The 25,724-nt window shown below is 66.7% G+C and carries 27 protein-coding genes; 18 read left to right on the top strand and 9 right to left on the bottom strand.

Annotated elements, in window-relative coordinates; genetic code table 11:
- Positions 1 to 81 precede the first annotated feature (81 nt).
- The 9 genes from AX767_RS13925 (at position 82) to AX767_RS13885 (ending at position 10,597) form a co-directional block, all read left to right on the top strand.
- A complete protein-coding gene (locus AX767_RS13925; RefSeq protein WP_068631887.1) occupies positions 82 to 855 on the top strand; it encodes a crotonase/enoyl-CoA hydratase family protein in 774 nt (257 codons plus the stop codon).
- Positions 852 to 2,729 carry a feruloyl-CoA synthase gene (locus AX767_RS13920; RefSeq protein ID WP_068631886.1) on the top strand — a complete coding sequence of 626 codons (1,878 nt, stop codon included), beginning with the start codon at positions 852 to 854 and terminating at the stop codon, positions 2,727 to 2,729. The genes AX767_RS13925 and AX767_RS13920 overlap by 4 nt, the downstream gene beginning before the upstream one ends.
- Positions 2,726 to 3,490 carry an SDR family NAD(P)-dependent oxidoreductase gene (locus AX767_RS13915; RefSeq protein ID WP_068631885.1) on the top strand — a complete coding sequence of 255 codons (765 nt, stop codon included), beginning with the start codon at positions 2,726 to 2,728 and terminating at the stop codon, positions 3,488 to 3,490. Before AX767_RS13920 ends, AX767_RS13915 begins: the two co-directional genes overlap by 4 nt.
- A gap of 52 nt (positions 3,491 to 3,542) precedes the next feature.
- Entirely contained in the window at positions 3,543 to 4,676 is a 1,134-nt protein-coding gene (locus AX767_RS13910; RefSeq protein WP_068631884.1) for an ABC transporter substrate-binding protein, read from the top strand.
- A gap of 4 nt (positions 4,677 to 4,680) precedes the next feature.
- A complete protein-coding gene (locus tag AX767_RS13905; RefSeq protein ID WP_068631883.1) occupies positions 4,681 to 5,721 on the top strand; it encodes a branched-chain amino acid ABC transporter permease in 1,041 nt (346 codons plus the stop codon).
- A 1-nt stretch (position 5,722) separates the two neighbouring features.
- Positions 5,723 to 7,516 (top strand): branched-chain amino acid ABC transporter ATP-binding protein/permease, encoded by a 1,794-nt coding sequence (locus tag AX767_RS13900; RefSeq protein ID WP_068631882.1) that lies wholly within the window; start codon positions 5,723 to 5,725, stop codon positions 7,514 to 7,516.
- A gap of 120 nt (positions 7,517 to 7,636) precedes the next feature.
- Positions 7,637 to 8,365, top strand: a complete 729-nt coding sequence (locus tag AX767_RS13895) for an ABC transporter ATP-binding protein (protein WP_068631881.1) — start codon at positions 7,637 to 7,639, stop codon at positions 8,363 to 8,365.
- 7 nt (positions 8,366 to 8,372) lie between these two features.
- Positions 8,373 to 10,097 carry an acyl-CoA dehydrogenase family protein gene (locus AX767_RS13890; RefSeq protein WP_068631880.1) on the top strand — a complete coding sequence of 575 codons (1,725 nt, stop codon included), beginning with the start codon at positions 8,373 to 8,375 and terminating at the stop codon, positions 10,095 to 10,097.
- A gap of 29 nt (positions 10,098 to 10,126) precedes the next feature.
- The gene (locus tag AX767_RS13885) at positions 10,127 to 10,597 is read left to right on the top strand and encodes a MarR family winged helix-turn-helix transcriptional regulator (protein WP_068631879.1); all 471 of its coding nucleotides are present in this window, start codon (positions 10,127 to 10,129) and stop codon (positions 10,595 to 10,597) included.
- 16 nt (positions 10,598 to 10,613) lie between these two features.
- On the opposite strand, the gene AX767_RS13880 is transcribed toward AX767_RS13885, so the two are convergent.
- Together AX767_RS13880 and AX767_RS13875 are read right to left on the bottom strand one after the other, a co-directional pair.
- Complete coding sequence (locus tag AX767_RS13880; protein WP_068631878.1) at positions 10,614 to 11,378, bottom strand: SDR family NAD(P)-dependent oxidoreductase; 765 nt, start codon at positions 11,376 to 11,378, stop codon at positions 10,614 to 10,616.
- A 67-nt stretch (positions 11,379 to 11,445) separates the two neighbouring features.
- Positions 11,446 to 11,736 carry a hypothetical protein gene (locus tag AX767_RS13875; RefSeq protein ID WP_068631877.1) on the bottom strand — a complete coding sequence of 97 codons (291 nt, stop codon included), beginning with the start codon at positions 11,734 to 11,736 and terminating at the stop codon, positions 11,446 to 11,448.
- 213 nt (positions 11,737 to 11,949) lie between these two features.
- Between AX767_RS13875 and AX767_RS13870 the strand changes: the two genes are divergently transcribed.
- From AX767_RS13870 to AX767_RS13860, 3 genes are read left to right on the top strand one after another with little or no spacing between them, the layout of a single operon-like run.
- Positions 11,950 to 12,498, top strand: coding sequence for a nucleoside 2-deoxyribosyltransferase (locus tag AX767_RS13870; protein WP_068631876.1), 549 nt, complete (start codon positions 11,950 to 11,952; stop codon positions 12,496 to 12,498).
- The gene (locus AX767_RS13865) at positions 12,495 to 12,959 is read left to right on the top strand and encodes a ribonuclease HI family protein (RefSeq protein ID WP_068631875.1); all 465 of its coding nucleotides are present in this window, start codon (positions 12,495 to 12,497) and stop codon (positions 12,957 to 12,959) included. The genes AX767_RS13870 and AX767_RS13865 overlap by 4 nt, the downstream gene beginning before the upstream one ends.
- Positions 12,960 to 13,004: 45 nt before the next feature.
- A complete protein-coding gene (locus AX767_RS13860; protein ID WP_068631874.1) occupies positions 13,005 to 15,242 on the top strand; it encodes an NADP-dependent isocitrate dehydrogenase in 2,238 nt (745 codons plus the stop codon).
- Positions 15,243 to 15,281: 39 nt separating this feature from the next.
- Here the strand turns inward: AX767_RS13860 and AX767_RS13855 are convergent, their stop codons facing one another.
- Genes AX767_RS13855 through AX767_RS13840 form a run of 4 tightly spaced genes read right to left on the bottom strand, consistent with a single transcriptional unit; the run spans position 15,282 to position 18,839 of the window.
- On the bottom strand, positions 15,282 to 16,232 hold the full coding sequence (locus tag AX767_RS13855) for a hypothetical protein (RefSeq protein ID WP_068631873.1): 951 nt from the start codon (positions 16,230 to 16,232) through the stop codon (positions 15,282 to 15,284).
- 8 nt (positions 16,233 to 16,240) lie between these two features.
- The gene (pcaF, locus tag AX767_RS13850; RefSeq protein ID WP_068631872.1) at positions 16,241 to 17,446 is read right to left on the bottom strand and encodes a 3-oxoadipyl-CoA thiolase; all 1,206 of its coding nucleotides are present in this window, start codon (positions 17,444 to 17,446) and stop codon (positions 16,241 to 16,243) included.
- A gap of 23 nt (positions 17,447 to 17,469) precedes the next feature.
- Positions 17,470 to 18,135 carry a 3-oxoacid CoA-transferase subunit B gene (locus tag AX767_RS13845; RefSeq protein WP_068633704.1) on the bottom strand — a complete coding sequence of 222 codons (666 nt, stop codon included), beginning with the start codon at positions 18,133 to 18,135 and terminating at the stop codon, positions 17,470 to 17,472.
- Between the two features lie 2 nt (positions 18,136 to 18,137).
- Positions 18,138 to 18,839 carry a 3-oxoacid CoA-transferase subunit A gene (locus AX767_RS13840; protein ID WP_068631871.1) on the bottom strand — a complete coding sequence of 234 codons (702 nt, stop codon included), beginning with the start codon at positions 18,837 to 18,839 and terminating at the stop codon, positions 18,138 to 18,140.
- A gap of 124 nt (positions 18,840 to 18,963) precedes the next feature.
- On the opposite strand from AX767_RS13840, the gene AX767_RS13835 reads away from it, so the two are divergent.
- On the top strand, positions 18,964 to 19,749 hold the full coding sequence (locus AX767_RS13835) for an IclR family transcriptional regulator domain-containing protein (protein ID WP_068631870.1): 786 nt from the start codon (positions 18,964 to 18,966) through the stop codon (positions 19,747 to 19,749).
- A 20-nt stretch (positions 19,750 to 19,769) separates the two neighbouring features.
- Here the strand turns inward: AX767_RS13835 and AX767_RS13830 are convergent, their stop codons facing one another.
- Positions 19,770 to 20,822, bottom strand: coding sequence for a sugar phosphate isomerase/epimerase family protein (locus AX767_RS13830; protein ID WP_068631869.1), 1,053 nt, complete (start codon positions 20,820 to 20,822; stop codon positions 19,770 to 19,772).
- A 36-nt stretch (positions 20,823 to 20,858) separates the two neighbouring features.
- Here AX767_RS13830 and AX767_RS13825 point away from each other — a divergent pair, with 36 nt between their 5' ends.
- Positions 20,859 to 21,293 carry a DUF1841 family protein gene (locus AX767_RS13825; protein WP_068631868.1) on the top strand — a complete coding sequence of 145 codons (435 nt, stop codon included), beginning with the start codon at positions 20,859 to 20,861 and terminating at the stop codon, positions 21,291 to 21,293.
- On the opposite strand, the gene AX767_RS13820 is transcribed toward AX767_RS13825, so the two are convergent.
- Positions 21,269 to 22,261: a LysR substrate-binding domain-containing protein gene (locus AX767_RS13820; RefSeq protein WP_068631867.1), complete on the bottom strand. Its 993-nt coding sequence runs from the start codon at positions 22,259 to 22,261 to the stop codon at positions 21,269 to 21,271. The two genes, AX767_RS13825 and AX767_RS13820, sit on opposite strands and share 25 nt — an antisense overlap.
- Before the next feature lie 90 nt (positions 22,262 to 22,351).
- Here AX767_RS13820 and pcaH point away from each other — a divergent pair, with 90 nt between their 5' ends.
- A complete protein-coding gene (pcaH, locus tag AX767_RS13815; RefSeq protein ID WP_068631866.1) occupies positions 22,352 to 23,077 on the top strand; it encodes a protocatechuate 3,4-dioxygenase subunit beta in 726 nt (241 codons plus the stop codon).
- A gap of 23 nt (positions 23,078 to 23,100) precedes the next feature.
- On the top strand, positions 23,101 to 23,703 hold the full coding sequence (pcaG, locus tag AX767_RS13810; RefSeq protein WP_443082781.1) for a protocatechuate 3,4-dioxygenase subunit alpha: 603 nt from the start codon (positions 23,101 to 23,103) through the stop codon (positions 23,701 to 23,703).
- A 73-nt stretch (positions 23,704 to 23,776) separates the two neighbouring features.
- On the opposite strand, the gene AX767_RS13805 is transcribed toward pcaG, so the two are convergent.
- Positions 23,777 to 24,466, bottom strand: a complete 690-nt coding sequence (locus AX767_RS13805; protein ID WP_068631864.1) for a c-type cytochrome — start codon at positions 24,464 to 24,466, stop codon at positions 23,777 to 23,779.
- Between the two features lie 159 nt (positions 24,467 to 24,625).
- Here AX767_RS13805 and AX767_RS13800 point away from each other — a divergent pair, with 159 nt between their 5' ends.
- Both AX767_RS13800 and AX767_RS13795 read left to right on the top strand, forming a co-directional pair.
- On the top strand, positions 24,626 to 25,480 hold the full coding sequence (locus tag AX767_RS13800; protein WP_068631863.1) for an AAA family ATPase: 855 nt from the start codon (positions 24,626 to 24,628) through the stop codon (positions 25,478 to 25,480).
- A complete protein-coding gene (locus AX767_RS13795; RefSeq protein ID WP_068631862.1) occupies positions 25,477 to 25,722 on the top strand; it encodes a hypothetical protein in 246 nt (81 codons plus the stop codon). Before AX767_RS13800 ends, AX767_RS13795 begins: the two co-directional genes overlap by 4 nt.
- Positions 25,723 to 25,724: the final 2 nt, after the last annotated feature.

Here is a 25,724-nt window from a genome sequence, read left to right as displayed (position 1 = left end):
AGTCCTGATGCCGGGGGCGACTTTGAGGCTTGAATTGATTATTTCGCATAACCATAATCGAAGCCAACCCCGAATGCAATCATGACCCACCCTGATCTCCAGCTCGAAGTTCACGACGATGTCGCCGTGATCCGCCTGACGCGCGGCGCCAAGCGCAACGCGCTGTCGGACGGCCTCATCCTGGCCTTGCGAAACACCTTCGAAACGCTGCCCGCCAGCGTGCGCGCAGCGGTCATCGACGGCGAGGGTCCGCACTTCTGCGCCGGCCTCGACCTGAGCGAACTGAAGGAGCGCGACGCAGGCCAGGGCATGCAGCATTCGCGCATGTGGCACGCCGCGCTCAACTGTGTGCAGTACGGCCCGGTACCGGTGATCGCGGCACTGCACGGCGCAGTGGTCGGCGGCGGCCTCGAACTCGCGAGCGCTTGCCACATCCGCGTGGCCGATGCCTCGACTTTTTATGCCCTGCCCGAAGGCTCGCGCGGCATCTTCGTCGGCGGCGGCGGCTCGGTGCGCATCCCCAAGCTGATCGGCGTCGCGCGCATGACCGACATGATGCTGACCGGCCGCGTCTACAACGCCGAAGACGGCGAGCGCGCCGGCTTCGCGCAGTACCTCGTGCCCGAAGGCACGGCGTTCGACAAGGCCTTCGAGCTCGCCAAACGCGTCGCGCAGAACGCGCCGCTCACCAACTACGCGCTGATGCACGCGCTGCCCCGCATTGCCGAGCAGCCGGCCGACCAGGGCTACTTCACCGAAGCGCTGATCGCCGGCATCGCGCAAAGCGCGCCCGAAGCCAAGACGCGCCTGCGCGATTTCCTCGAAGGCCGCGCCGAGAAGGTGAAGAAGGCATGACCGCCGCGCCCGGCGTTCGCTACCGTCCGCTCGCCTTCGGCGTCACGCGCGGCGTGCTGCGCGACGGCGCGCCGGGCACCCGTTACCTGATGGCGGAAACACCGCTCGCACCTTGCTGCGACCGCATGATCGACCGGCTGGTGCACTGGGCCGAAACCGCGCCCGATCGCACCTTCATCGCGCGCCGCGAGCGTCTTCCCGACGGCACCACCGGGGACTGGCTGCGCGTGAGCTATGCCCAGGCGCTGCAACACGCGCGCCGCATCGGCCAGGCGCTGCTCGACCGCGGCTTGAATGCCGACCGCCCGCTCGCGATCCTCAGCGAGAACAGCATCGAACACGCGCTGCTGGCGCTCGGCGGCCTCTACGTCGGCGTGCCGCACTGCCCTGTGTCGCCGCCCTATTCCGTCATCAGCCAGGACTTCGACAAGCTGCGCCACGTGTTCGACACGCTCACCCCCGGCCTCGTGTTCGCGAGCGACGCGGCGCGCTATGGCCGAGCCATCGCGGCGGTGGTGCCGGCCGATGTCGAAGTGGTGCTGGCCGACGGCACGCTCGACGATCGCGCCACGACGAGCTTCGCGGCGCTCGATGCCACCGTCGCGACGCCCGCGGTCGATGCCGCCATGCGCGCGACCGGCCCCGACACGATCACCAAGTTCCTCTTCACCTCGGGCTCCACCAAGCTGCCCAAGGCCGTCGTCAACACCAACCGCATGTGGTGCACCAACCAGCAGCAGTTGCGGCAATCCATCCCGGCGCTGGCCGACGAGCCGCCGGTGCTGGTCGACTGGCTGCCGTGGAACCACACCTTTGGTGGCAACCACAACCTGGGCATCGCCCTGGCGAATGGCGGCACGCTCTACATCGACGACGGCAAGCCCACGCCCGGCGGCATGGCCGAGACGCTGCGCAACCTGCGCGAGATCGCGCCGACCGTCTACTTCAACGTGCCGACCGGCTTCGAGGCCATTGCCAACGCGATGGAAACCGATGAAGTGCTGCGCAAGAAACTGCTCTCGCGGGTGAGGATGTTCTTCTATGCCGGCGCCGCGCTCGCGCAGCCGGTGTGGGACAGCCTGCACCGCACCCAGGAAGCCGAAGTCGGCGAGCGCATCGTGATGGGCACCGGCCTCGGCATGACCGAGTCGTCGCCGTTCGCGCTCTACATCAGCCGGCCCGAGGTGAGTTCGGGCGACCTGGGCCTGCCCGCGCCGGGCCTGGAAATCAAGCTGGTCGACACCGAGGGCAAGACCGAGGTGCGCTACCGCGGCCCCAACATCACGCCCGGCTACTGGCGCGCGCCCGACGCCACCGCCGAGGCTTTCGACGACGAAGGCTTTTTCTGCACCGGCGACGCCGTGACCTGGATCGATGCCGACGATATCCACAAGGGCCTGCGCTTCGACGGTCGGATCGCTGAAGACTTCAAGCTCGCGACCGGCACTTTCGTGAGCGTCGGCCCGCTGCGCGCGAAGATCATCGCGGCCGGCGCGCCGTACATCCAGGACGTGGTGCTCACCGGCATCAACCTGAAGGAAGTCGGCGCGCTGATCTTCCCGACGCAGGCGGTGCGCCCGCTCTCCGGCCTGCCGGCCGACGCATCGATGCAGCAGGTGCTGCAGAGCGCGCCGGTACAAGCGCGGCTGCAGCAGATCCTCGATGCGCTCGCGGCGCATGCCACCGGCAGCGCCAACCGCATCGCGCGCGCGCATTTCGTCGCGCAGCCACCGTCGATCGACAAGGGCGAGGTCACCGACAAGGGCTCGCTCAACCAGCGTGCGGTGCTCAAGCACCGCGCCGCCGAAGTCGAGGCGCTTCACACCGGCGGCCTGCCTTTCACCCTGCAACCCACCGGAGACAAGACACCATGAACATCCAAGGACAAGCCGCCCTCGTGACCGGCGGCGCATCGGGCCTCGGCGAAGCCACCGCACGCGAACTGGCACGCCTCGGCGCCAAGGTCGCAGTGCTGGACCGCAACGCCGAGTTGGCAGAGAAGATCGCGGCCGAGATCGGCGGCGTCGCGTGCACCTGCGACATCACCGACACCGCGAGCGTGACCGCCGCGCTCGACAAGGCCACGGCGGCGCACGGCCCGGCGCGCATCCTCATGAACGTGGCGGGCGTCGGCAGCGCCAGGCGCATCGTCGCCAAGGACGGCACGCCGGCGCCGCTCGAAGACTTCGTGCGCGTGGTCAACATCAATCTGATCGGCGGCTACAACATGGCGCGTCTGTTCGCTGCGGCCTGCGCCAAGCTCGATGTGCTGGACAACGGCGAGCGCGGCGTGATGCTCTTCACCGCGTCGGTCGCCGCGTTCGACGGCCAGGTCGGCCAGCAGGCCTACAGCGCCTCGAAAGGCGGCCTGGTCGGCATGACATTGCCGATGGCACGCGATCTGGCGCAGCACGCCATCCGGGTGTGCACCATCGCTCCAGGTTTGTTCGCAACGCCTTTGCTCATGGAACTCCCCGAACCGGTACAAAAATCGCTGGCTGCATCGATCCCGTTCCCACCCCGGCTCGGCAAGCCTTCGGAGTTCGCCGAACTCGCCTGTCACATCGTCACCAACGGCCATCTCAACGGTGAAGTGATTCGCCTCGATGGCGCGTTGCGCATGGCACCGCGCTGAGCGCGCGGACGACCGCAGTTTCGTTTCATCCCTTCCTTCAGGAGACAAACCAATGAAGTTCACCAAGACCGTCCTCGCGACCGCGTTCGCCCTCATGGCCATGGCCGCCCATGCCGACATCACCGTCGGCGTCGTGCAGCCGCTCACCGGCCCCGCTTCGGGCCTTGGCATTCCCGTGAAGAACGGGATCATGATCTGGCCCAAGACCATCGCGGGCGAGACGCTCAAGGTCGTGGTGCTGGACGATGCCTCGGATCCGACGCTCGGCGTGAAGGACGCGCAGCGTCTGGTCACTGAAGACAAGGTCGACGTGATTGTCGGATCGAGTGCCACGCCGGTGGCCATCCCGATGGCCGACGTGACGGCCGAAGCGGGCACGCCTCAGCTGGCCACCTCTCCGGCCGGCCTGCCGCCGGGCAAGGACAAGTGGTTCTTCCGCATGCCGCAGTCGAACGACGTGATGGCCTTCGCGGTCGTCAAGCACATGAAGGCTCACGGGGTGAAGACGGTCGGCTTTCTCGGCTACACCGATGCCTACGGCGAACTGTGGCTCAAGGCGCTGACGGCGGAGGCCGAGAAGAACGGCCTCAAGATCGTCGCAACCGAGCGCTTCGCGCGCGCCGACACCAGCGTCACCGGTCAGGTGCTCAAGCTCAACGCGGCAAACCCGGATGCGATCCTGATCGTCGCCTCGGGCAGCGGCGCAGGCATGCCGCAGAAAGCGGTGATGGAGCGCGGGTTCAAGGGCAAGGTCTACCAGACGCACGCCGCCGCAACGCAGGACCTGATGCGCACCGCCGGCAAGGACGCAGAAGGCACCTACGTCGTGTCCGGCCCGGCGACCGTCGCCGAGCAGCTGCCCGACAGCCATCCGTCGAAGGCCATGGCGGTGGCCTTCGTGCAGAACTACGAGAAGGCCTACGGCGTCGGTTCGCGCAACCAGTTCGCCGGCCACTCGGCCGACGCGCTCACGGTGCTCGAAAAAGCGATACCGGTCGCGCTGAAGAAAGCCAAGCCGGGAACACCGGAATTCCGCTCCGCGCTGCGCGACGCCCTGGAGAACATGGGGCGCACAGTGCTCGCTCACGGCGTGCTGAACTGGACGGCACAGGACCATTGGGGCTACACGAACGAGACCGGCGTGATGCTCAAGGTCGTCGACGGCAAGTTCAAGGTCGAACAGTAAACCGATGGATTTTTCGATCGCCAGCATCCTGACGCTGGACGGACTGACCAACGGCGCGATCTACGCCCTGCTGGGCATGGGCATCGTGCTCGTGTTCACCGTCACCCGCGTCATCTTCATCCCGCAGGGTGAGTTCGTGGCCTACGGCGCGCTCACGCTGGCGATCTTCCAGACCGGCAAGACGCCGGGCACCGTCTGGCTGCTGCTGATCCTCGCGGGGGTCGCGGCGCTGATGGAACTCGTCACCACCTGGCGGCACCGCGGCAGCGCGGGGCCGGCGGTGATGGCGGCGCTGCGCACGTTCATCGCGCCGGCGGTCATCTGCGCGATCGCGGCCTGGGCCGGCCCGCGCAACCTGCCACTCACGGTGCAGGCGCTGCTCACCGTGTGCATCGTGACCGCCTTCGGACCGCTGGTGTACCGGGTGGCGTACCAATCGCTGGCGGGCTCGAGTTCACTGGTGCTGCTGATCGTCTCGGTCGGCGTGCACTTCGCGATGACCGGCCTCGGTCTTCTCTTCTTCGGGGCAGAGGGTTTTCGCAACCCGCCGTTCTGGGACGTGCGCTTCGCGCTCGGCCCGATCAACCTGAGCGGTCAGACGCTCATCATCTTCGGTGCCTCGGCTGCGCTCATCGTTCTGCTGTGGCTCTTCTTCGAGCGCAGCCTCTACGGCAAGGCGCTGCGTGCGACCGCAGTCAACCGCCTCGGGGCACGGCTCATGGGCATCTCGACGCAGGCGGCCGGCCAGCTGACCTTCGCGATGGCCGGGCTCATCGGTGCGCTCTCGGGCCTGCTCATCGGGCCGACCACGACCATCTTCTACGACTCGGGTTTTCTGATCGGCCTGAAAGGCTTCGTGGCCGGCGTGATCGCGGGGCTCGCAAGCTACCCCGGCGCGTTGATCGGTGCGCTCGCCGTGGGCGTCATCGAGGCGTTCGGATCCTTCTGGGCCAGCGCCTTCAAGGAAGTGATCGTGTTCACGATCATCCTGCCGGTGCTTCTGTGGCGGTCGCTGCGCAGCGGCCATTCCGATGAGGACCACTGACATGGCGGCCGCACAAAAAAGCATGCTGCGCACCGGGGGCCCGCTGGTCCTGGTGGCGGTGCTCGTCGCACTGCCGCTGTTGCCGCTGCCCGACTTCTGGATCCTCCAGCTCAACTACATCGGCATCTACGCGCTGCCAGTGCTCGGGCTGGTGCTGCTCACCGGCGTGGGCGGGCTCACTTCTTTCGGGCAGGCGGCGTTCGTGGGCATCGGGGCGTACACCTCGGCCTACCTCACGACGACCCTGGACCTCTCGCCCTGGCTCACGCTCTTCATCGGGCTCGGGCTCACGGCCATCAGCGCGGCCCTCATCGGCGCGATCACGCTGCGCATGTCAGGGCACTACCTGCCACTGGCCACCATCGCCTGGGCGCTCGCGCTCTACTACCTCATGGGCAACCTCGATGCGCTCGGCAAGTACGACGGCATTCTGGGCGTGAAGGGGCTCTCGCTGTTCGGCTTGGAGATCGGGCAGCAGCGCGTCTTCTTCGGCGTGGTGTGGGCTTTCGTGCTGATCGCATCGCTCGCCGTCATCCGGCTGCTCGACTCGCGCAGCGGTCGCGCGATCCGTTCGCTGGCCGGCGGTTCGCAGATGGCCGAGGCGATGGGCGTGAACACGCTGCGCTTCAAGATCGGCATCTTCGTGCTGGCGGCGATGTTCGCCTCGGTGTCGGGCTGGCTCTTCGCGCACTTCCAGCGCACGGTGAACCCCTCGCCCTTCGGCTTGAAGATGGGCATCGAGTACCTCTTCATGGCAGTGCTGGGCGGCGCGGCGCATGTGTGGGGCGCCATCGCGGGCGCGGCCATTGTCAAGCTGCTCGAAGACCAGTTGCAGGTACTGCTGCCCAAGTTGATCGGCACCAGCGGCAACTACGAGCTCATTGTCTTCGGCATCATGATCGTGCTGGTGCTGAAGTACCTGCCCGACGGGCTCTGGGCTTTCGTCGACCGGCGCTTGCCGCGGCCGCAGCGCACGGCCGATTGGCACGACGGTACCGGCGTGGCCGACCTGCCGTTCCGCGTGAAGCCCGCAGCCGGCGCGGTGGTGCTCGACGTGCAGGCGATCCGCAAGACTTTCGGCGGCCTCGTGGCCGTGAACGACATCAGCTTCCAGACGCGCGCCGGCCAGATCGTCGGGCTGATCGGGCCGAACGGCGCGGGCAAGTCGACCACCTTCAACCTCGTGACCGGACTGCTGAGCCTGAGCGGCGGCGCAGTGCAGTTCCGCGGCGAACCGATCGCGGGCCTCTCGTCGCGCCAGATCGCGCAGCGTGGCATCTCGCGCACCTTCCAGCACGTGAAGATGGTGCCGGACATGACGGTGCTCGAAAACGTCGCACTCGGTGCCCACCTGCGCGGCCGCAAGGGCGCCGTCGCGGCCATGCTGCGCATCGATCGCGCGGAAGAGCGCGCGCTGTTTCGCGAGGCCGAACGCCAGCTGCAGCGCGTCGGCATGGCTGACTTGATGCACGAGACCGCGGGCAACCTGGCCATGGGCCAGCAACGCCTGCTGGAGATCGCACGCGCGCTGTGCGCCGACCCGGCGCTGCTGCTGCTCGACGAACCCGCCGCGGGCCTGCGCCACAAGGAAAAGCAGGCGCTGGCCGATGTGCTGCGCACGCTCGCCGGCGAAGGCATGAGCATCCTGCTGGTCGAGCACGACATGGGCCTGGTGATGGACATCTGCGATCACATCGTCGTGATGGAGTTCGGCACGCACCTGATGGAAGGCACGCCCGCCGAAGTGCAGCAAAGCCCGAAGGTGCGCGCGGCGTACCTGGGCACGGAACACTAGGATGAAGCTCACCCCCAGTCTTCGCGCACTTCGTGTCGCTTCGCCAACCCCCTCACCGGGGGCAACACCAGCGGCCCGGCAAAGCCGGTTCCGCGGTGTTCACCACGACAGGCAGGCCTTATGACCACTCCGCTTTTGCGCATCCGCAATCTGCACGCCGGCTATGGCCGGGCCGAGGTGCTGCACGGCATCGCCCTGCAAGCCGACAAGGGCAGCGTCGTGACGGTAATCGGCCCCAACGGCGCGGGCAAGTCGACCTTGCTCAACGCGCTCATGGCCATCCTGCCGGCCAAGGGCGGCATCGAGTACCAGGGCCAGTCGATCGCCGCGCTGTCGCTCGAGGAGCGCGTGATGCTCGGCATCGCGCTGGTGCCCGAGAAGCGCGAGCTCTTCGGCACGATGCCGGTCGAAGACAACCTCGTGCTCGGCGCGTTCCGCCAGGTGCGCCTGCGCAACAAGCAGTGGCGCGACCAGATCGACCAGGTCTACACGCTGTTCCCGCGCCTGAAAGAGCGGCGGGCGCAACTCGCCGGCACGCTCTCGGGCGGCGAGCGCCAGATGCTTGCGGTCGGCCGCGCGCTGATGTCGCGACCCTCGCTGCTGATGCTCGACGAACCCAGCCTTGGCCTCGCGCCGCTGGTGGTGCAGGAAATCTTCCGCACCGTCGAGGCGTTGCGCGCGACCGGCGTGACGATCCTGCTGGTCGAGCAGAACGCGCGCGCCGCACTCGAGGTGGCCGATCATGGCTACGTGCTCGAGATGGGCAATGTGAGCCTGGAAGGGCCGGCCCGTCAGCTCGCTGGCGATTCGCGTGTCATCGACACCTACCTCGGCGCTGCACGCACCTGATCGCACCATGAACTACCAGCCCCGCCTCGATGACGTGCGCTTCGTGCTGCACGCCGTGCTCGACGCCACGCCGCAACTGCGCGCGCTCTCGCCTTTCGCCGATGCCGACGAAGCGCTTCAATTGCAGGTGCTCGACGAGGCTGCGAAGTTCGTAGCCGAGGTCGTCGCGCCGGTGAACCGCGTCGGCGACGAGATCGGCTGCCGCTTCGAAGACGGCGAAGTCGTCACGCCACCGGGTTTTCGCGAGGCCTACGCCGGCTTCCGGCAAGGCGGCTGGCCGGCAGTGTCGGCGGCGCCCGAAGACGGCGGCCAGGGCCTGCCGGGCGTGCTCGAAGCGATCGTCTTCGAGTGGCTCAGCGGGGCCAACCACGGGCTCACGATGGCGCCGGGCCTGCTGCACGGTGCGTACGAATGCCTCAAGCACCACGCGAGCGACGACCTGAAGGCGCGCTACCTGTCGAAAGTCGCCACCGGCGAGTGGCTCGCGACGATGTGCCTCACCGAAGCGCATGCCGGCAGCGACCTCGGGCAGGTGCGCACACGCGCCCTGCCGCAGTCCGATGGAAGTCATGTCGTCAGCGGCAGCAAGATCTTCATCTCGGGTGGCGAACACGACCTCACGCCGAACATCGTCCACCTCGTGCTGTGCCGCCTGCCCGATGCACCGGCCGGGTCGAAGGGTCTGTCGCTGGTGCTCGTGCCCAAGCGGCTGCCCGACGGCACGCGCAACGCGGTGGTCTGCGAGCGCATCGAAGAAAAGATGGGCCTGCACGGCAGCTCGACCTGCAGCATGCGTTTCGACAATGCGACCGGTTGGCTCATTGGCCAGCCGAACCGCGGCCTGGCTGCGATGTTCGTGATGATGAATTCCGCGCGCCTGCACTGTGCGATGCAGGGCATCGGCCTGCTCGACGCGGCCTGGCAGAAAGCCGACGCCTATGCCAACGAGCGCCGCCAGATGCGCGCACCGGGCGCCGACGGGAGCGGTCCCAGCCTGCTGGCCGAACACCCCGCGATGCGCCGCATTCTCGATACGCAACGCGCGTGGATCGACGGTGCGCGCGTGCTGGCCTACCGCACCGCGATCCAGCTCGATGTGGCGAAGCACGCCGACGACACGAAGGCACGCGACAAGGCGCAACGCTGGTGCACGCTGGTCACGCCGGTGCTCAAGGCGGCGTGCACGCAACAGGCGTTCCAGGGCGCGAGCGAATGTCTGCAGGTGTTCGGCGGCCATGGCTACGTGCGCGAATGGGGCATCGAGCAGGTGGTGCGCGACGCGCGCGTGACCATGATCTACGAGGGCACCAACGAGATTCAGGCGATCGATCTCCTGGTCCGCAAGGTGCTGGCCGATGGCGGCACCGGCATGTCGGCCGTACTGATCGAACTGCGCGATGCGCTCGAAGCCTCGCGCGAGACCGATGCCGACGTGCAGCGCCGCCTGGCGCAACTGCGCTACCTCACCACCACCATCGCCATGGCATCGCACATCGATCCGGTGCTGCCCTACGAAATCGCCGACGACTACCTGCGCGTGGTGATGATCACGATGCTCGCCTGGGCCTGGGCGCGCATCGACGTCGCCGCGCCGCCCGGCGACGCGCGCTGGTCGCGGCCCTCGGCGGCTTTCCGTCGCTGGGTGCTGCCCGAATTCGACATGCGCCTGGGCATCGTCAAGCGGGCCTGCGACGCGACGATGGCAAAGCACGCCGCGTCGACGGCGGCCTGAGCCGCGTCTTTCGGCAGTACCCTTCGCCGATGGCCACCTCCCGCAAAAAACCCGCCGCAGCGCCGACCTTGTCGGAGCGGCTCGACAGCCAGGTGCTCGAAGAACTGGTCGGCTACAACGCGCGGCGGGCCTATTCGATGATCAGCGAGGTGTTCGCCGAGCGCATGGCGCCGTACGGGCTCAAGCAGGTCGATTTTTCGGTGCTCTCGCTGCTGGCGCACAACCCTGGCGCCACCTCGCGCCAGCTGTGCAGCACGCTCGGCATGCTGCCGCCGAACCTGGTGAGCCTGATCGCGTCGATGGACAGCCGCGGCCTGATCGAACGGCGCCCGCATCCGCACGACGGTCGTGCCGTCGGCCTGCATCTCACACCAGCGGGCAACACGCTGGTGCGCGAGGCCGAGCAAGCGGTGACGCAACTGGAGCTCGACGCCAGCGCCAGGCTGAGCGCGCGCGAGCGCGAGTCACTCATCCGCCTGCTGCAAAAAATCTACCAGTGACCGCGTCGGGCGCGGCTCAGGCAGCGTCGCGAACGTCCGCCACCGGGTTGCTGCCGAAGTCCGGCCGGGCCAGGTAGGCCAGCACCTTGCCGGCCGCGGTCGCAGGCGAATCCAGCAGGCCCTGCGCCTGCAGGTTGACGAAGCGCGTGCGGTCCGGGAACAGCGACGGATCGGTCGCACGCAACTGCACCTGCATGTCGGTATCGATCACGCCCGGCGCCAGCGACACGATGCGCGCACCGTTCTGCGCGGCCGCTTCCTCGAGCGCCACGGCGCGCGAGAAATGGTCCATGCCGGCCTTGGCCGCGCAGTACGACGCCTGACTCCCCATCGCGTTGCGGCCGAGCCCCGACGAAATGTTCAGCACCTTGCGTGCGGCGCGCCAGTCCCGGGTGGCGCGCAGGAACGCCGAGGTGAGCAGCAACGGCGCTTCGAGTCCGACGCGCATCGCCTGCGCCAGCGAAGCGGCATCGGCGGCGGCCAGTGGTCGCGGGTCGCCGATGGTGCCGGCGTTGTTGATGAGCGTGGCATGGTCGAAGGCTTGCGCATCCTGCTGGCCCAGCCACTCGGCGACGCGCGCCGCGACCGGCACCGGATCGGCGAGGTCTGCTTCCCATTGTTCGAGCGACACGTCGTGCGCCTTCGCGGCCGCCGAGAGTTCCGCCACGCTGTGGCGCGACAGGCAGACCAGCACATTGCCCGGCTGCAGCAACTGCTCGGCCATGGCGCGCCCCATGCCGCGTGAAGCGCCGGTGAGCAGGATGAGATGGGATGTGGACATGGGGTCTCCGGGTCGTGATGGGTTCGGGGTGGACCGCCATCATGCCCAGATCGGGCCCGCGCTGCGCTCAGCGTTGCGTCGCTGCGCTCCCGCCAGACGCCGGGTGCGTCAGGTGAAGGCGACGCGCAGGTGGCTGCCGTCGTGCGGCGCCAAGTTCCATGAAAGCGCTTTCCACCAACGGTTTTCCGTCGATCGTGTGCGCGCAGCTGTCGACCAGCACCGCCGATTCGCGGATGCTGTGCGCCAGCTCGTCATCCAGCGGGTTGGCGTAACGGCTCATCGCCACCACCACGAACAGCCCCACGCTGAGGACGCACAGAAGTGCGACGACGAATCCGGTCTGCGAGAGAACGTGCATGAGGGGCTCCCGCCGGTTTTCCGGCAGCGGTTGGGACGAAACGCAGTCTCACACTTCTGCGCGTTGGGCTCTATTCGCCATTTGGCTAACACCGGCACGCAAAACGCGCCCGGACGCGGCACAAAGTTCTAAGCCAAGCGACCTCCATCGCCGGGAGGACGGAAAAGCCGACTTCTATACTTCGAACCCGAGCACCGCGCGACACACGTTTTCATGAACTCCACCCTTTCGCGGCCTCGCATCTACCTCGCCGGGCCCGACGTTTTCTTCCCCCAAAGCCGGCAGGTTTTCGACGGGTTGCGCGCGACGTGCGACCGGCTCGGTCTGGCCGGCATCGAACCGTCGGACGGCGGTCTTGCAGAGGGATTCACCGGCTCGGACGAGGCGCTCGCGCAGCGCATCTACGACGGCAACATCGCGCTGATCCGCTCGGCCGACGGCGTGATCGCCAACCTGGTGAATTTCCGCGGGCACGAGCCCGACTCCGGCACCGTGTTCGAAGTCGGCTTCGCGCGCGCGCTGGGCAAGCCCGTCGTGGCCTACGGCGTGGCCGAAGACAGTTATGCCGATCGGGTCGGGCGCACCATTCCGTGCGCGCTCGACAGCCAAGGCGTCACACGCGAGATCGCGAGCGGCGCGATGGTCGAGGGGCTGGGCCAACGACTCAACCTGATGCTCACCCGTTCGGTGGACATCGCCCCCTCGTCGGCGGCTGCACTGGCGCAATTGGCCGTGCTGCTGCGCGCTTCCCAGCGGCCATGAGCGCGCCCGCGCCGGCGGCCGCTGGCGAATGGACCGTCTTCTGTGACGGCAGCGCGGTTCCCAATCCGGGACGCATGGGCCTCGGCGCCGTCATCACCGCGCCGGACGGCGCGCGCCAGACGCTTTCCGTCGCCACGCACGCCATCGGCTGCAACAACGAAGCCGAACTGCGCGCACTGATCGCGGCACTGCAGGCGCTCAACGCCCAGGGCGCGACCGCCGTGCGGGCGTTCAGCGACAACAGCGTGCTGGTCGCGCAGCTCGCCGCCGTGCCGGCGAAACCGGTCGTGCGCCTGGCCGCGCTCTTCGACGAAGCGCGCACGCTGCTGCACAGCTTCGAGCGCGCCGAGGTGCAGTGGATCCCGCGTCATCGCAACGGCGAGGCCGACGCCCTCGCACGCGCCGCGCTCGGTATCCCACCAAAACCCCCTGCCAAATGGGCCAAAAAACATCGACGCTGAGAGCGACGCGCTAAAGTTGCGGGTTCATTGCACAAGAGGTCACCCATGGCTGCCGGAAAATCCAAGATCATCTACACCCTGACGGACGAGGCGCCGCTGCTGGCAACCGCCTCCTTGCTGCCCATCATCAGGACTTTCGCGGCGCCGGCAGACATCGACGTCGTCAGCAGCGACATCTCCGTGGCGGCGCGTGTGCTCGGCGAATTCCCCGAGTACCTGACCGACATCCAGAAGGTGCCCGACAACCTGGCCGAGCTGGGCCGCCTCACGTTGCTGGCCGACACCAACATCATCAAGCTGCCCAACATCAGCGCCTCGGTCGGTCAGCTGCAGGCCTGCATCAAGGAACTGCAAGGCAAGGGCTACGCGGTGCCCGACTTTCCGGAGTCGCCCAAGACCGATGAAGAGAAAGCCATTCGCGCCCGCTACGCGAAGTGCGTGGGCAGCGCGGTCAACCCGGTGCTGCGCGAAGGCAACTCCGACCGCCGCGCACCCAAGGCCGTGAAGGAATACGCGCGCAAGAACCCGCACTCGATGGCCGAGTGGAGCCAGGCGTCGCGCTCGCACGTCTCGCACATGCACAGCGGCGACTTCTATCACGGCGAAAAATCGCTCACCCTCGACGCTGCGCGCGACGTGAAGATGGAACTGATCACCGCCAGCGGCAAGACCGTGGTGCTCAAGCCCAAGGTGTCGCTCAAGGCCGGCGAGATCATCGACAGCATGTTCATGAGCAAGAAGGCGCTCCTCGAGTTCTACGAGAAGGAAATCGACGACGCCTACAAGACGGGCGTGATGTTCTCGCTGCACGTCAAGGCCACGATGATGAAGGTCTCGCACCCGATCGTGTTCGGCCACTGCGTGAAGATCTTCTACAAGGACGCTTTCGCCAAGCACGGCAAGCTGTTCGACGAGCTGGGCGTCAATGTGAACAACGGCATGGCCAACCTGTACGAGAAGGTCGCCACGCTGCCCCAGTCCACACGCGAAGAAGTGCTGAAAGACCTGCACGCCTGCCACGCGAACCGCCCCGAGCTGGCGATGGTCGACTCGGCCAAGGGCATCACCAATTTCCATTCGCCCAACGACATCATCGTGGACGCCTCGATGCCCGCCATGATCCGCAACGGCGGCATGATGTGGGGCGCCGATGGCCGGCTGAAGGACGTGAAGGCCGTGATGCCCGAATCGACCTTCGCCCGCATCTACCAGGAGATCATCAACTTCTGCAAATGGCACGGCAACTTCGATCCGCGCACGATGGGCACCGTGCCCAACGTGGGCCTGATGGCGCAGCAGGCCGAAGAGTACGGCTCGCACGACAAGACCTTCGAGATCGCCGAAGCCGGCGTCGCCAACATCGTCGACCTCGCCACCGGTGAAGTGCTGCTGTCGCAGAACGTCGAACAAGGCGACATCTGGCGCATGTGCCAGGTCAAGGACGCGCCGATCCGCGACTGGGTCAAGCTGGCCGTCACGCGGGCCCGCAACTCCGGCATGCCGGCCGTGTTCTGGCTCGACCCGTACCGCCCGCATGAAGCCGAAGTGATCAAGAAGGTCGAGACCTACCTGAAGGACCACGACACCAGCGGCCTGCACATCGAAATCATGAGCCAGGTGCGCGCGATGCGCTTCACGCTGGAACGCGTGGCCCGCGGCTTGGACACCATCTCGGTGACCGGCAACATCCTGCGCGACTACCTCACCGACCTGTTCCCCATCATGGAACTCGGCACCAGCGCCAAGATGCTGTCGATCGTGCCGTTGATGGCCGGCGGCGGCATGTACGAAACCGGCGCCGGCGGCTCGGCGCCCAAGCACGTGCAGCAGCTGGTCGAAGAGAACCACCTGCGCTGGGATTCGCTCGGCGAATTCCTGGCACTGGCCGTGTCGCTCGAAGACCTCGGCATCAAGACCGGCAACGCCAAGGCCAAGGTGCTCGCGCAAACGCTCGACGCCGCCACCGGCCAGCTCCTGGACAACAACAAGAACCCGTCGCCCAAGACCGGCCAGCTCGACAACCGCGGCAGCCAGTTCTACCTCGCGATGTACTGGGCCGAAGCGCTGGCGGCACAGACCGACGACAAGGCGCTGCAGGCGCACTTCGCACCGCTCGCCAAGTCGCTCAGGGCCAACGAGAAGAAGATCGTCGACGAGCTGACCGCCATCCAGGGCAAGCCGGTCGACATCGGCGGCTACTACAAGCCCGACGTCGCCAAGACCGAAGCCATCATGCGGCCGAGCGCCACGTTCAACGCGGCGCTCGAAAGCGCCGCGGCCTGAGCCTGAGCCTGAACCCCTGACCGGCCGATCGACGGCCGGTCAGCTCAGGCCCAGCTGCTTCGCCTCAGCCTCGTAGGCCGCATAAGAGGCCTTCATCACCGCGCCGTTGAGGATCATCTCCGCCACCAACGCGCGCGAACCCGCTTCGTAGACACGCGTGCGGATCCACACCGATTCCGTGCGAGCGCTCTCGCTGAGCGCGACGATCTCGCGTTCGAGCTCGTAGTCCTGGTCGACGAACAGCGGTCCCTTCAGCAAACGGATCTCCTGCCCGGCGAACAGGCCGACCGCCGGTTTGCGCCCACTGAGCCCGGCTTCGGGGCTGGTGCTGCCGAGCAGCACGCTGATCATTTCCATCGGGATGATCGCGCGGCCCCACGGCGACTTCGCACCCTCTTCTTTCGTGTACCAGGCGCAGGGCTCGGTGATGACCTTCAGCTTGTCGGCCAGCGTGAATGGATAGTGGTCGCCCATGTGCTGGTCGAAGCCCATGCGGATTTTTTCGACCGCGGCGCCGCGCTGCCCGACCTTCAGGTCGCGGTTGATCACAAGCCCCGTCGCAGGGCGCAGTTTGGCCATGCGCAACTGGATCTCGTGCGGCAGGCCTTCGGCATTGCCGATCGACGCGCTGCCGGTGAGCACCGGTGTGCCGTCGCGCTTCTCGGCATGGATGCGCACGAAGCGGTCGTCCGGGCGCGTCGGCGGCAGCACGAAGGCACGCACCTCTTCGCCCTCGACCACCATGTTCTGGTAATGCGCGCTGATGCAGCCGGTCTCGAACCAGGCCTGCCCGAAGACCTGGAACAGGAGCGGATCGAACTGGCTGAAGTGCGTCGGCCCCTCGATCGGGCCGGCGCGCAGGCCGAGGCCTTCGGCCATCGCGTCGTCGTGGATGGACTTGTGGCCGTCGTACTTCTGATGCGCGAGCATCTGGTGCGGCTTGCGCAGCGGTCCGCAGAGGCTGGGGGTGTCGGTGAAGGGATGGGTCATGGCAGGTCTCAGACGCGTTCGAGGATCACGGCGATGCCCTGCCCCACGCCGATGCACATCGTGCACAGCGCATAGCGACCGCCCTGCTTGTGCAGCTGGTTCACCGCGGTGGTGGCCAGCCGCGCGCCGCTGGCGCCCAGCGGGTGGCCCAAAGCGATGGCGCCGCCGTTGATGTTGACGCGCGCGTCGTCGTCTTTCAGGCCCAGCAAACGCAGCACCGCGAGGCCTTGCGCCGCGAAGGCTTCGTTGAGTTCGATCACGTCCATCTGGTCGATCGTGAGGCCGGTGAGCGCCAGCACTTTTTGCGTGGCCGGCGCCGGGCCGATGCCCATCACGCGCGGCGCCACGCCCGCCGTGGCCATGCCCACCACGCGTGCACGCGGCGTCAGGCCGTACTTGGTGGCGCTGGCTTCATCGGCCAGCAGCAGCGCGCAGGCGCCGTCGTTCACGCCGCTGGCATTGCCGGCCGTGACCGTGCCGTCGGGCCGCACCACGCCCTTGAGCTTGGCCAGCGACTCCATGCTGGTCTCGCGCGGGTGCTCGTCCTTGTTGACGACGATCGCGTCGCCCTTCTTCTGCGGCACATGCACCGGCACGATCTCGGCGTCGAAGAAGCCGGACTTCTGCGACGCGACCGCGCGCTGCTGCGACGCGAGCGCCATGCGGTCTTGCGCTTCGCGCTCGATCTTGTAGTCGGTCGCGACGTTCTCGGCGGTCTCGGGCATCGAGTCGACGCCGTAGAGTTCCTTCATCTTCTTGTTGACGAAGCGCCAGCCGATGGTGGTGTCGTAAACCGCATTGGCGCGGCTGAACGCGCTCTCGGCCTTGGGCATCACGAAGGGGGCCCGGCTCATGCTCTCGACGCCGCCGGCGATCATCAGGCCGGCCTCGCCGGCCTTGATCGCGCGCGCCGCCGTGCCCACTGCATCGAGCCCCGAGCCGCACAGGCGATTGAGGGTCGCGCCGCCCAGTTCGAGCGGCAGGCCGGCCAGCAGCGCCGACATGCGCGCGACGTTGCGGTTGTCTTCGCCGGCCTGGTTGGCGCAGCCATAGATGACGTCGCCCACGGCCTGCCAGTCGACGTTGGGGTTGCGTTCCATCAAGGCGCGCAACGGCACCGCGCCGAGGTCGTCGGTGCGTACGCTGCTGAGGGCGCCGCCGTAGCGGCCGAAGGGCGTGCGGATGGCGTCGCAAATGAAAGCTTGATTCGTCATGTGGTGTCTCTCGTGAAGGGTGTTCAGGTGGCGATCGGCAGGCCGACCAGCTTTTCGAGTTCGGCGTGTTCGAGGCCGTCGACCTTGTCGATCAGCTTGAGGCCCAGCGGTGTGCATTCGAGTGTGGCGAGATCGGAATACACCCGCTTCACGCACGCGATGCCGGTCAGCGGATAGGTGCACTGCTCGACGAGCTTGCTCACGCCCTGCTTGGTCAGCAAATCCATCATGACCCAGGTCTGCTTGGCGCCGATGGCGAGGTCCATGGCACCGCCGACGGCGGGAATCGCGTCCTTCTCGCCGGTGTGCCAGTTGGCCAGGTCGCCGGTGGCCGACACCTGGAACGCGCCGAGCACGCAGATGTCGAGGTGGCCGCCGCGCATCATCGCGAAGCTGTCGGCATGGTGGAAGAACGAGCCGCCCGGCAGCAGCGTGACGGGCTGCTTGCCGGCGTTGATGAGGTCGTAATCTTCTTCGCCGGCGGCGGGCGCCGGACCCATGCCGAGGATGCCGTTCTCGCTCTGCAAAATCACTTCGCGGCCCGCGGGCAGATGGTTGGCGACGAGCGTCGGCTGGCCGATGCCGAGGTTGACGACGGCGCCGTCGAAGATGTCCTGTGCCACCCGCGCGGCGAGCTGGTCCTTGGTGCGCCGCTGATAAGTGGCGGCATGGGTTGGGGTGGAGATCATGGTCATGCTGCCTTCTTGAAGCCGCCGGCCTGGGTGGCGACGCGGTCGATCCTGACGATCTGTTGCACGAAGATGCCCGGCGTCACGATGGTTTCGGGGTCGAGCGTCCCGAGCTCGGCGATCTCGTGCACGGTCGCGATGGTCTGCTTCGCGGCCATGGCCATCACCGGGCCGAAGTTGCGCGCGGCCTTGCGGTAGACCAGGTTGCCCCAGCGGTCGCCGCGCTCCGCCTTGATGAGCGCCACGTCGCCGTGGATCGGGTACTCGAGCACGTAGTGCACGCCGTCGATGACGCGCGTTTCGCGGTCGCCGGAGAGTTGCGTGCCGTAGCCGGTCGGGCAGAAGAATCCGCCGATGCCGGCGCCCGCCGCGCGGATGCGCTCGGCCAGGTTACCTTGCGGAACCAGTTCCAGTTCGAGCTTGCCGGCGCGGTAAAGGCCGTCGAATACGTGGCTGTCGGCCTGGCGCGGGAAGCTGCAGATGATCTTGCGCACGCGGCCGGCCTTGAGCAGCGCGGCCAAACCCACTTCGGCATTGCCCGCGTTGTTGTTGACCACGGTGAGGTCTTTCGCGCCCTGTGCGATCAGTCCGTCGATCAGCTCGTTGGGAATGCCGGCGGTGCCGAAGCCGCCGATGAGGACCGTTGAACCGTCCTTGATGTTCGCCATCGCCTCGGCGACGGAGTGGGCGATCTTGTCGATCATGTGAGTTTGTCTCCTGTTGCATTGAGGGAAATCACCAAGCAAACGCGCCGATATTTTGTTCGCTGGATTTGTTCGCATAACGAACGTTTGTTCTTATAATGAATTTTAGGAGATCGCACACACCATGGCAAGCGCCCTCGAAAAAGCCGCAAATCCGCGCCCCGGCGACAGCTACGTGCAGTCGTTCGCGCGCGGCCTGGAAGTCATCCGCTCGTTCAGCGCGAAGGCACCGCGCCAGACGCTCAGCGAAGTGGCCGCCGCCAGTGGGCTCACGCGGGCCGGCGCCCGCCGCATCTTGCTCACGCTGCAAACGCTGGGCTATGTGGAGACCGACGGCAAGCTCTTCAGCCTGACGCCGCGCATTCTCGACCTCGGCTTCGCCTACCTCTCGTCCATGCCGATCTGGAACCGCGCCGAGCCGGTGATGGAAGCCCTGGTGCAGGCGGTGCAGGAGTCGTGCTCGGCGGCCGTGCTCGACGCGACCGACATCGTCTACGTGCTGCGCGTGCCCACGCACAAGATCATGAGCATCAGCCTGGGCGTCGGCTCGCGGCTGCCGGCCTGGTGCACCTCGATGGGCCGGCTGCTGCTGTCCGAACTGGACGACAGCGCGCTGCGAGCCCGCCTCGAAGCCTCGGCACCGGAGGCGCTCACCAAACACACGGTGTTCGACATCGAAGCGCTCGTCGCCAAGGTGTCGCAGGCACGCAAGCAGCGCTGGTGCCTGGTCAACCAGGAGTTGGAAGAAGGCCTCGTTTCCATTGCGGCGCCCATCGTCAACCGCAGCGGCCGCATGGTCGCGGCGCTCAACATCAGCGGCCAGGCGAACCGCACGAGCGCCAAGGTGATGCAGGAGACGATGCTGCCGGCGCTGCGCGATGCGGCGCAAAAAATCTCCGGCCTGCTCTGACCAGCCGATGACGCCGAGGCTCAGTCGAGCCCGAGGATCTTGCGGTTGACGCTGTTGCCCGCATCCCCCGCCGCGAAGTCGTCGAAAGCCCGGTCGGCCACGCGGATGATGTGGTCGGCGATGAAGACCGCGCCTTCGCGCGCGCCGTCTTCGGGATGCTTGATGCAGCACTCCCACTCCAGCACCGCCCAGCCCGGAAAGTCGTACTGCGCCATCTTCGAAAAGATGGCCTTGAAGTCGACCTGCCCGTCACCCAGCGAGCGGAAACGCCCGGCCCGGTTGATCCAGCTTTGGAAGCCGCCATACACACCCTGCTTGCCGGTCGGATTGAACTCGGCGTCCTTCACATGAAAGATCTTGATGCGCGAGTGGTAGTGGTCGATGTAGGCCAGGTAGTCGAGCTGCTGCAGCACGAAGTGGCTCGGGTCGTAGAGCAGGCAGGCGCGCGGATGGTGGCCGACGCGTTCGAGGAACATCTCGTAGGTCACGCCATCGTGCAGGTCTTCGCCCGGATGGATCTCGTACGCGACGTCGACACCGGCATCGTCGAAGGCATTGAGGATGGGCAGCCAGCGGCGCCCGAGTTCGTCGAACGCGTCCTCGATGAGCCGGGGCGGCCGCGGCGGCCACGAATACAGATACGGCCAGGCCAGCGCGCCCGAGAAGGTGGCGTGCGCCGTGAGGCCGAGGCGCTCCGACGCTTTCGCCGCATACATCAGCTGCTGCACCGCCCACGCCTGGCGCGCCGCCGGGTTGCCGCGCACTTCGGGCGCCGCGAAGGCGTCGAACGCGTCGTCGTAGGCCGGATGCACCGCCACCAGCTGGCCCTGCAGATGCGTCGACAGCTCGGTGATCTCCACGCCGTGCTGCGCCAGCGTGCCCTTGAGCTCGTCGCAATAGGTCTGGCTCTCGGCGGCTTTCTGCAGGTCGACCAGGCGCGGATCGGTCGGCAGCTGCACACCCTTGTAGCCGAGGCCTGCGGCCCAGCGGCCGAGTGAATCGAGCGTGTCGAACGGCGCGGTGTCGCCGAGAAACTGGGCCAGGAAAATGGCCGGTCCCTTGATGGTCTTCATGAGCGTCTCCTTTGCCGCAATGCTAGCCTTGCGACCATGTTCAATCCCACCCCGGAACAAGTCCGCCGCTTTTTCTGTGACGTCTACCAAAAGCAGCGCCAGGGCCTGCCGATGGAGGCGCTCGAAACCATCGCGGCCGGCTGGATCGACCAGCATCCTGAATACCACGCCGACCTCGCCGATGCAGACGCCGCCGTGGCGCGCGTCTACGACGGCAAGGACGGCCGCGAGAACCCGTTCCTGCACCTCTCGATGCATCTGTCGATCAGCGAGCAGTGTTCCATCGATCAGCCGCGCGGCATCCGCCAGGCGGTCGAGTTGCTGACCGCGCGCCGCGACTCGCTGCTGAATGCGCACCACGAAGCCATGGAGTGCCTCGGCCGGATGATGTGGGAAGCGCAGCGCGCCGGTCGCCCGCCCGACGGCGAGGCCTACGTGGACTGCGTTCAGCGCCGCGCGACGCGCGACTGACGCCGGCGCGGCAACGCACTTTGCCGCTTTGCACCCACGCGCAGCAGTGCCGCCATCGCACTGCGCAGGGCCGATGGTTCCGCGTCGCTGCGCAGCAAAAGACCGACCGGCTCTTCGGTGCCGGCCGTCTTGATCGGCAAGCGCACCAGTCGACCTTCTTCCAGATCGGCGCGCGCAGCACCGAGCGGCGTGATCCAGATCGCCTCCGAGAGCAGGACCAGCGCGCGCGCCACGGACACGTCGAGCGTCTGCAACGTGTTCGCCGGCAACGCCAGTCCGAGCGCCGACAGGAAGCTCTCGGTGTTGTGGCGCGGGATCGTGCCCTCGCCGTAGATCACGAGCGGACAGCCCAGCACACCCTGTACCGATGCGCCGCGCCGCGCCAGCGGGTGACCGGCGCGCGCGGCGAACACCAGCGGTTCGGCAAGCAGCAACTCGAAGCTCAGCCCGGCCATCAGCCCCGGCTCGCTCATGCGGCCAACGACGAGGTCGAGTTCACCGGCGCGCAACTCGTCGAGCAACGACGCATTGGCCGCACTCTTGACGATCACCTGCACGTGGGGCCAGCGCTCGCGAAACTCCGTGAGCGCCTGCGGCAGCAGCGCCGGCGCGACGCTGGGCAGCGCGCCGATGCGCAGCCGCTCCAGGCGCTCGCCAGATGAGGGCGCCAGAGACTGCGCGCTGGCCTCCAGCGCCTCCAGCACGCGCAACGCATGAGCGAGCAGTTGCTCGCCCGCCGCGCTCAAGCCCTGCACGCCGCGCCGGCCCGCGGTGCCGCGCTCGACGAGGCGCGTGCCGGCCATGGCTTCGAGTTCCGCCAGGGTCTTGGAAACCGCAGGCTGGCTCAGCGCCAGCCGCACAGCCGCGCGCGCGAGGTGACGCTCCTGCGCGACAGCGACGAAGCAGCGCAGGTGCCGCAGCTGTACGTTGCGCACGAAAGCCAACGAGGAATCGGGGTGCGATTTCAATTACCGATGCTTATGTAATTTCGATGAATCTTCAATTTACATCATCGAAGCTGCCGCCTAAAGTGACGCCACATCCACAGGAGACAAGCCATGCCGACTGCCATCCAGGCACCGCTCGCCACGCTCGCGCCACGCGACTGGGCCAGCCACCCCGAATACGTTTATTCCGGCTACAAATCGACCGCGAAACGTGGCCCGCTGCAGCCGCTGGTTCCGCTCAAGGCCACGCTCGGCGAACTGCAGCAGCCGGTGTACGGCCACGGCAGCATCGGCGAGCTCGACCACGACCTCACGCGCAACGCCCGCAAGAACGGCGAGCCGCTCGGCGAACGCATGATCCTCACCGGCCAGGTGCTCAACGAGCGCAAGCGCCCGGTCGCGAACACGCTGGTCGAGCTCTGGCAGGCCAATGCCTCGGGCCGCTACGTGCACAAGGTCGACCAGCACGACGCGCCGCTCGACCCGAACTTCCTGGGCGCCGGGCGCTGTCTCACCGATGCCGAAGGCCGCTACCGCTTCCTGACGATCAAGCCGGGCGCGTACCCATGGGGCAACCACCCGAACGCCTGGCGTCCGCAGCACATCCACCTGTCGTTGTTCGGCCCGCACTTCGCGAGCCGCCTGGTCACGCAGATGTATTTTCCCGGCGACCCGCTGTTGCAGTACGACCCCATGGTGACCGGCACGCCCGAGAAAACGCGCAACCGCCTCATCGCCGACTTCAGCCTCGACATCACCGAAGACGGCTATGCGCTGGGCTACCAGTTCGACATCGTGCTGCGCGGTGCCGACGAGACGCCGTTCGAAACCCGCTGAACAGAAGGAGCACCCGCACCATGATGAGTTCGCTCGAAACCAATTTCGGCCAGACGCCGTCGCAGACTGTCGGCCCTTACTTCGCCTACGGCCTCACGGCCACCCAATACGGCTACGACTTCGACCAGCCGTTCGACAGCGTGCTCGCGCTCGACGGCGCCAACGGCGAGCGCATCCGGCTCGAAGGCCGCGTGATCGACGGCGACGGCAAGGTCATCGGCGATGCGCTGATCGAGATCAGCCAACCCGACGGCGCAGGCCGCTATCCGCAATCGGTGGAAGAAGCGCACAACCTCGGCTTTCGCGCCTTCGGTCGCACGGGCACCGGCACCGATGCGCAGAACCGCTTCGTGTTCCACACAGTGAAGCCGGGCGCCGAAACCCCCGGCGAGGCGCCGCACATCAACGTGATCGTGCTCATGCGCGGCCTGTTGCTGCACGCGTTCACGCGTGTGTATTTCAGCGACGAGCAAAACGCCAACGCCAGCGACCCGGTCCTGGCGAGCGTGCCCGCCGAACGCCGCAACACGCTCATCGCCGAACGTGTTGCGCAAGGTGGCGCCGTGAGCTACCGCTTCGACATCCGCATGCAGGGCGCCGGAGAAACGGTCTTCTTCGACGTCTGATCGGCAACCCCGTCACGCCCGCAAAAAAGCCCGCTGACGCGGGCTTTTTCATTGCGGCGAAACGCCGTCCGAATCAATTGCCTGAAGCGCGATGAATGCGCGACTCAGGCACCGTTTTCACTTCGCCCGGCAGCGAGGCAATGTAGCCCGACAGGTCTTTGAGCTCCGCGTTGGTGTACTTCTTGGCGACGCCGCCCATCACACCGTTCGAGCGGCCGGTGAGCGGATGCGTGTCGGCCTTGTAGGCCTTGAGGGCGACGAACAGGAAGTCGGCGTTCTGGCCCGCGAGCTTGGGCACGGTACCGTCGTTCGGGGTGTTGAAGTTGACGCCGTGGCACTTGGTACAGGCGTTGTCCTTGTCGCGCGAGATGAGCGCCTGGACATTTTCGCTCGGTGCCTTTGCGGCACTGGCGGGCGGTGCGTCGCCTTCCTTCAGCCCGAGCTGGCTGTAGTAGGCGGAGAGGTCGGCGATGTCTTGTTCGGTGAGCGAATCGGCGATCGCGCGCATCGTCGGGTGCTTGCGGTCGCCACCCTTGTAGGCTGTGAGCGCGGCCGTGATGTACGTGGCGCTCTGGCCCGCAATCTTGGGCACTTTGTAGACCTCGGGGAAGCTGGCCTGGTAGCCGATGATGCCGTGGCAGCCCACGCACATCGCCACTTTCTTGGCACCGTTCTCGGCGTTGCCTGCGACCTTCTGGGCCTGGGCCGAGACCGTCACGCAAGCGACAGCGAGGGCAAACATCGTGGTCAACAACTTGTTCATTTTGCGCGCACAATCTCGTGGAACTTCTGGTTTCTCATCAACATTCGATTATATGCGGGGGCATCCTGATGCCCTCTGCGGCGAGTGCCAAACGCTCCGCCATGTCGATCGGATGTGCCTTTTCATCCACCTCTCATCGCGCTTCGCGTCACCTCATTCATGAAATTCCAGGGCTCTGACAATTACGTTGCCACGCAGGACCTGATGCTCGCGGTGAACGCCGCCATCACGCTCAAACGACCGCTGCTCGTCAAGGGCGAACCCGGCACCGGCAAGACCATGTTGGCCGAGGAAGTGGCCGAAGCATTGAAGCTGCCTTTGCTGCAATGGCACATCAAGTCGACCACCAAGGCACAGCAGGGCCTGTATGAATACGACGCGGTGAGCCGGCTGCGCGACTCGCAGCTGTCCGACGTCGACGGCGGCGAGCGCGTCAAGGACATCCAGAACTACATCGTCAAGGGCGTGCTGTGGCAAGCCTTCACCGCCGACCAGCCCGTCGCCTTGCTGATCGACGAAATCGACAAGGCCGACATCGAGTTCCCGAACGACCTCTTGCGCGAAATCGACCGCATGGAGTTCTATTGCTACGAGACGCGCGAGCTCATCCGCGCCAAGCACCGACCGGTCGTGTTCATCACGTCGAACAACGAGAAGGAACTGCCCGACGCGTTCCTGCGGCGCTGCTTCTTCCACTACATCAAGTTCCCCGACGCCGCCACGATGAAGCAGATCGTCGACGTGCACTTCCCCGGCCTGAAGCAGGAACTGCTCACCGCCGCGATGAAGACCTTCTACGACGTGCGCAACCTGCCGGGCCTGAAAAAGAAACCTTCGACCTCCGAACTGCTCGACTGGCTCAAGCTGCTGGTGGCCGAGGACATTCCAGTCGAAGCGCTGCAGAGCAAGGACGACAAGGTCGCGGTGCCGCCGCTGGTGGGCGCGCTGCTCAAGAACGAACAGGACGTGACATTGTTCGAGAAGCTCGTCTTCATGCAGCGCAACAACCGATGACGCCAGCGCCGCACCCGACGCGTCAGTTGCTCTTGCTGGGTGTCGCCCAGGCGGTGCTGTTCGTGGCCGGTGCGCTGCTCGGCCGCTGGATCGGCCTGCTGCTCGGCTTCGATGCCTTTGCGAGCGCAGGCTACGGCAACAGCGAGATTTTCGGCATTCTGCTGATCGGCCTGGGGGGTGGCGCCGGACTGCAGCTGGCACGCGCCTGGTACCGGCGCAAATACGGCAATCCGAGGAGTTGAAG

Source organism: Variovorax sp. PAMC 28711 (assembly GCF_001577265.1).
Classification (GTDB): Bacteria; Pseudomonadota; Gammaproteobacteria; order Burkholderiales; family Burkholderiaceae_C; genus Variovorax.
Note: the sequence above shows the minus strand (reverse complement) of the source record. Positions and strands in the feature narration are given on the sequence as shown.

What these genes read in the sequence shown, in the direction of transcription:
- AX767_RS13925 (WP_068631887.1), top strand. Translation starts at nt 82, where the DNA reads ATGACCCACCCTGATCTCCAGCTCGAAGTTCACGACGATGTCGCCGTG.
- AX767_RS13920 (WP_068631886.1), top strand. Translation starts at nt 852, where the DNA reads ATGACCGCCGCGCCCGGCGTTCGCTACCGTCCGCTCGCCTTCGGCGTC.
- AX767_RS13915 (WP_068631885.1), top strand. Translation starts at nt 2,726, where the DNA reads ATGAACATCCAAGGACAAGCCGCCCTCGTGACCGGCGGCGCATCGGGC.
- AX767_RS13910 (WP_068631884.1), top strand. Translation starts at nt 3,543, where the DNA reads ATGAAGTTCACCAAGACCGTCCTCGCGACCGCGTTCGCCCTCATGGCC.
- AX767_RS13905 (WP_068631883.1), top strand. Translation starts at nt 4,681, where the DNA reads ATGGATTTTTCGATCGCCAGCATCCTGACGCTGGACGGACTGACCAAC.
- AX767_RS13900 (WP_068631882.1), top strand. Translation starts at nt 5,723, where the DNA reads ATGGCGGCCGCACAAAAAAGCATGCTGCGCACCGGGGGCCCGCTGGTC.
- AX767_RS13895 (WP_068631881.1), top strand. Translation starts at nt 7,637, where the DNA reads ATGACCACTCCGCTTTTGCGCATCCGCAATCTGCACGCCGGCTATGGC.
- AX767_RS13890 (WP_068631880.1), top strand. Translation starts at nt 8,373, where the DNA reads ATGAACTACCAGCCCCGCCTCGATGACGTGCGCTTCGTGCTGCACGCC.
- AX767_RS13885 (WP_068631879.1), top strand. Translation starts at nt 10,127, where the DNA reads ATGGCCACCTCCCGCAAAAAACCCGCCGCAGCGCCGACCTTGTCGGAG.
- AX767_RS13880 (WP_068631878.1), bottom strand. Translation starts at nt 11,378, where the DNA reads ATGTCCACATCCCATCTCATCCTGCTCACCGGCGCTTCACGCGGCATG.
- AX767_RS13875 (WP_068631877.1), bottom strand. Translation starts at nt 11,736, where the DNA reads ATGCACGTTCTCTCGCAGACCGGATTCGTCGTCGCACTTCTGTGCGTC.
- AX767_RS13870 (WP_068631876.1), top strand. Translation starts at nt 11,950, where the DNA reads ATGAACTCCACCCTTTCGCGGCCTCGCATCTACCTCGCCGGGCCCGAC.
- AX767_RS13865 (WP_068631875.1), top strand. Translation starts at nt 12,495, where the DNA reads ATGAGCGCGCCCGCGCCGGCGGCCGCTGGCGAATGGACCGTCTTCTGT.
- AX767_RS13860 (WP_068631874.1), top strand. Translation starts at nt 13,005, where the DNA reads ATGGCTGCCGGAAAATCCAAGATCATCTACACCCTGACGGACGAGGCG.
- AX767_RS13855 (WP_068631873.1), bottom strand. Translation starts at nt 16,232, where the DNA reads ATGACCCATCCCTTCACCGACACCCCCAGCCTCTGCGGACCGCTGCGC.
- pcaF (WP_068631872.1), bottom strand. Translation starts at nt 17,446, where the DNA reads ATGACGAATCAAGCTTTCATTTGCGACGCCATCCGCACGCCCTTCGGC.
- AX767_RS13845 (WP_068633704.1), bottom strand. Translation starts at nt 18,135, where the DNA reads ATGATCTCCACCCCAACCCATGCCGCCACTTATCAGCGGCGCACCAAG.
- AX767_RS13840 (WP_068631871.1), bottom strand. Translation starts at nt 18,839, where the DNA reads ATGATCGACAAGATCGCCCACTCCGTCGCCGAGGCGATGGCGAACATC.
- AX767_RS13835 (WP_068631870.1), top strand. Translation starts at nt 18,964, where the DNA reads ATGGCAAGCGCCCTCGAAAAAGCCGCAAATCCGCGCCCCGGCGACAGC.
- AX767_RS13830 (WP_068631869.1), bottom strand. Translation starts at nt 20,822, where the DNA reads ATGAAGACCATCAAGGGACCGGCCATTTTCCTGGCCCAGTTTCTCGGC.
- AX767_RS13825 (WP_068631868.1), top strand. Translation starts at nt 20,859, where the DNA reads ATGTTCAATCCCACCCCGGAACAAGTCCGCCGCTTTTTCTGTGACGTC.
- pcaH (WP_068631866.1), top strand. Translation starts at nt 22,352, where the DNA reads ATGCCGACTGCCATCCAGGCACCGCTCGCCACGCTCGCGCCACGCGAC.
- pcaG (WP_443082781.1), top strand. Translation starts at nt 23,101, where the DNA reads ATGAGTTCGCTCGAAACCAATTTCGGCCAGACGCCGTCGCAGACTGTC.
- AX767_RS13805 (WP_068631864.1), bottom strand. Translation starts at nt 24,466, where the DNA reads ATGAACAAGTTGTTGACCACGATGTTTGCCCTCGCTGTCGCTTGCGTG.
- AX767_RS13800 (WP_068631863.1), top strand. Translation starts at nt 24,626, where the DNA reads ATGAAATTCCAGGGCTCTGACAATTACGTTGCCACGCAGGACCTGATG.
- AX767_RS13795 (WP_068631862.1), top strand. Translation starts at nt 25,477, where the DNA reads ATGACGCCAGCGCCGCACCCGACGCGTCAGTTGCTCTTGCTGGGTGTC.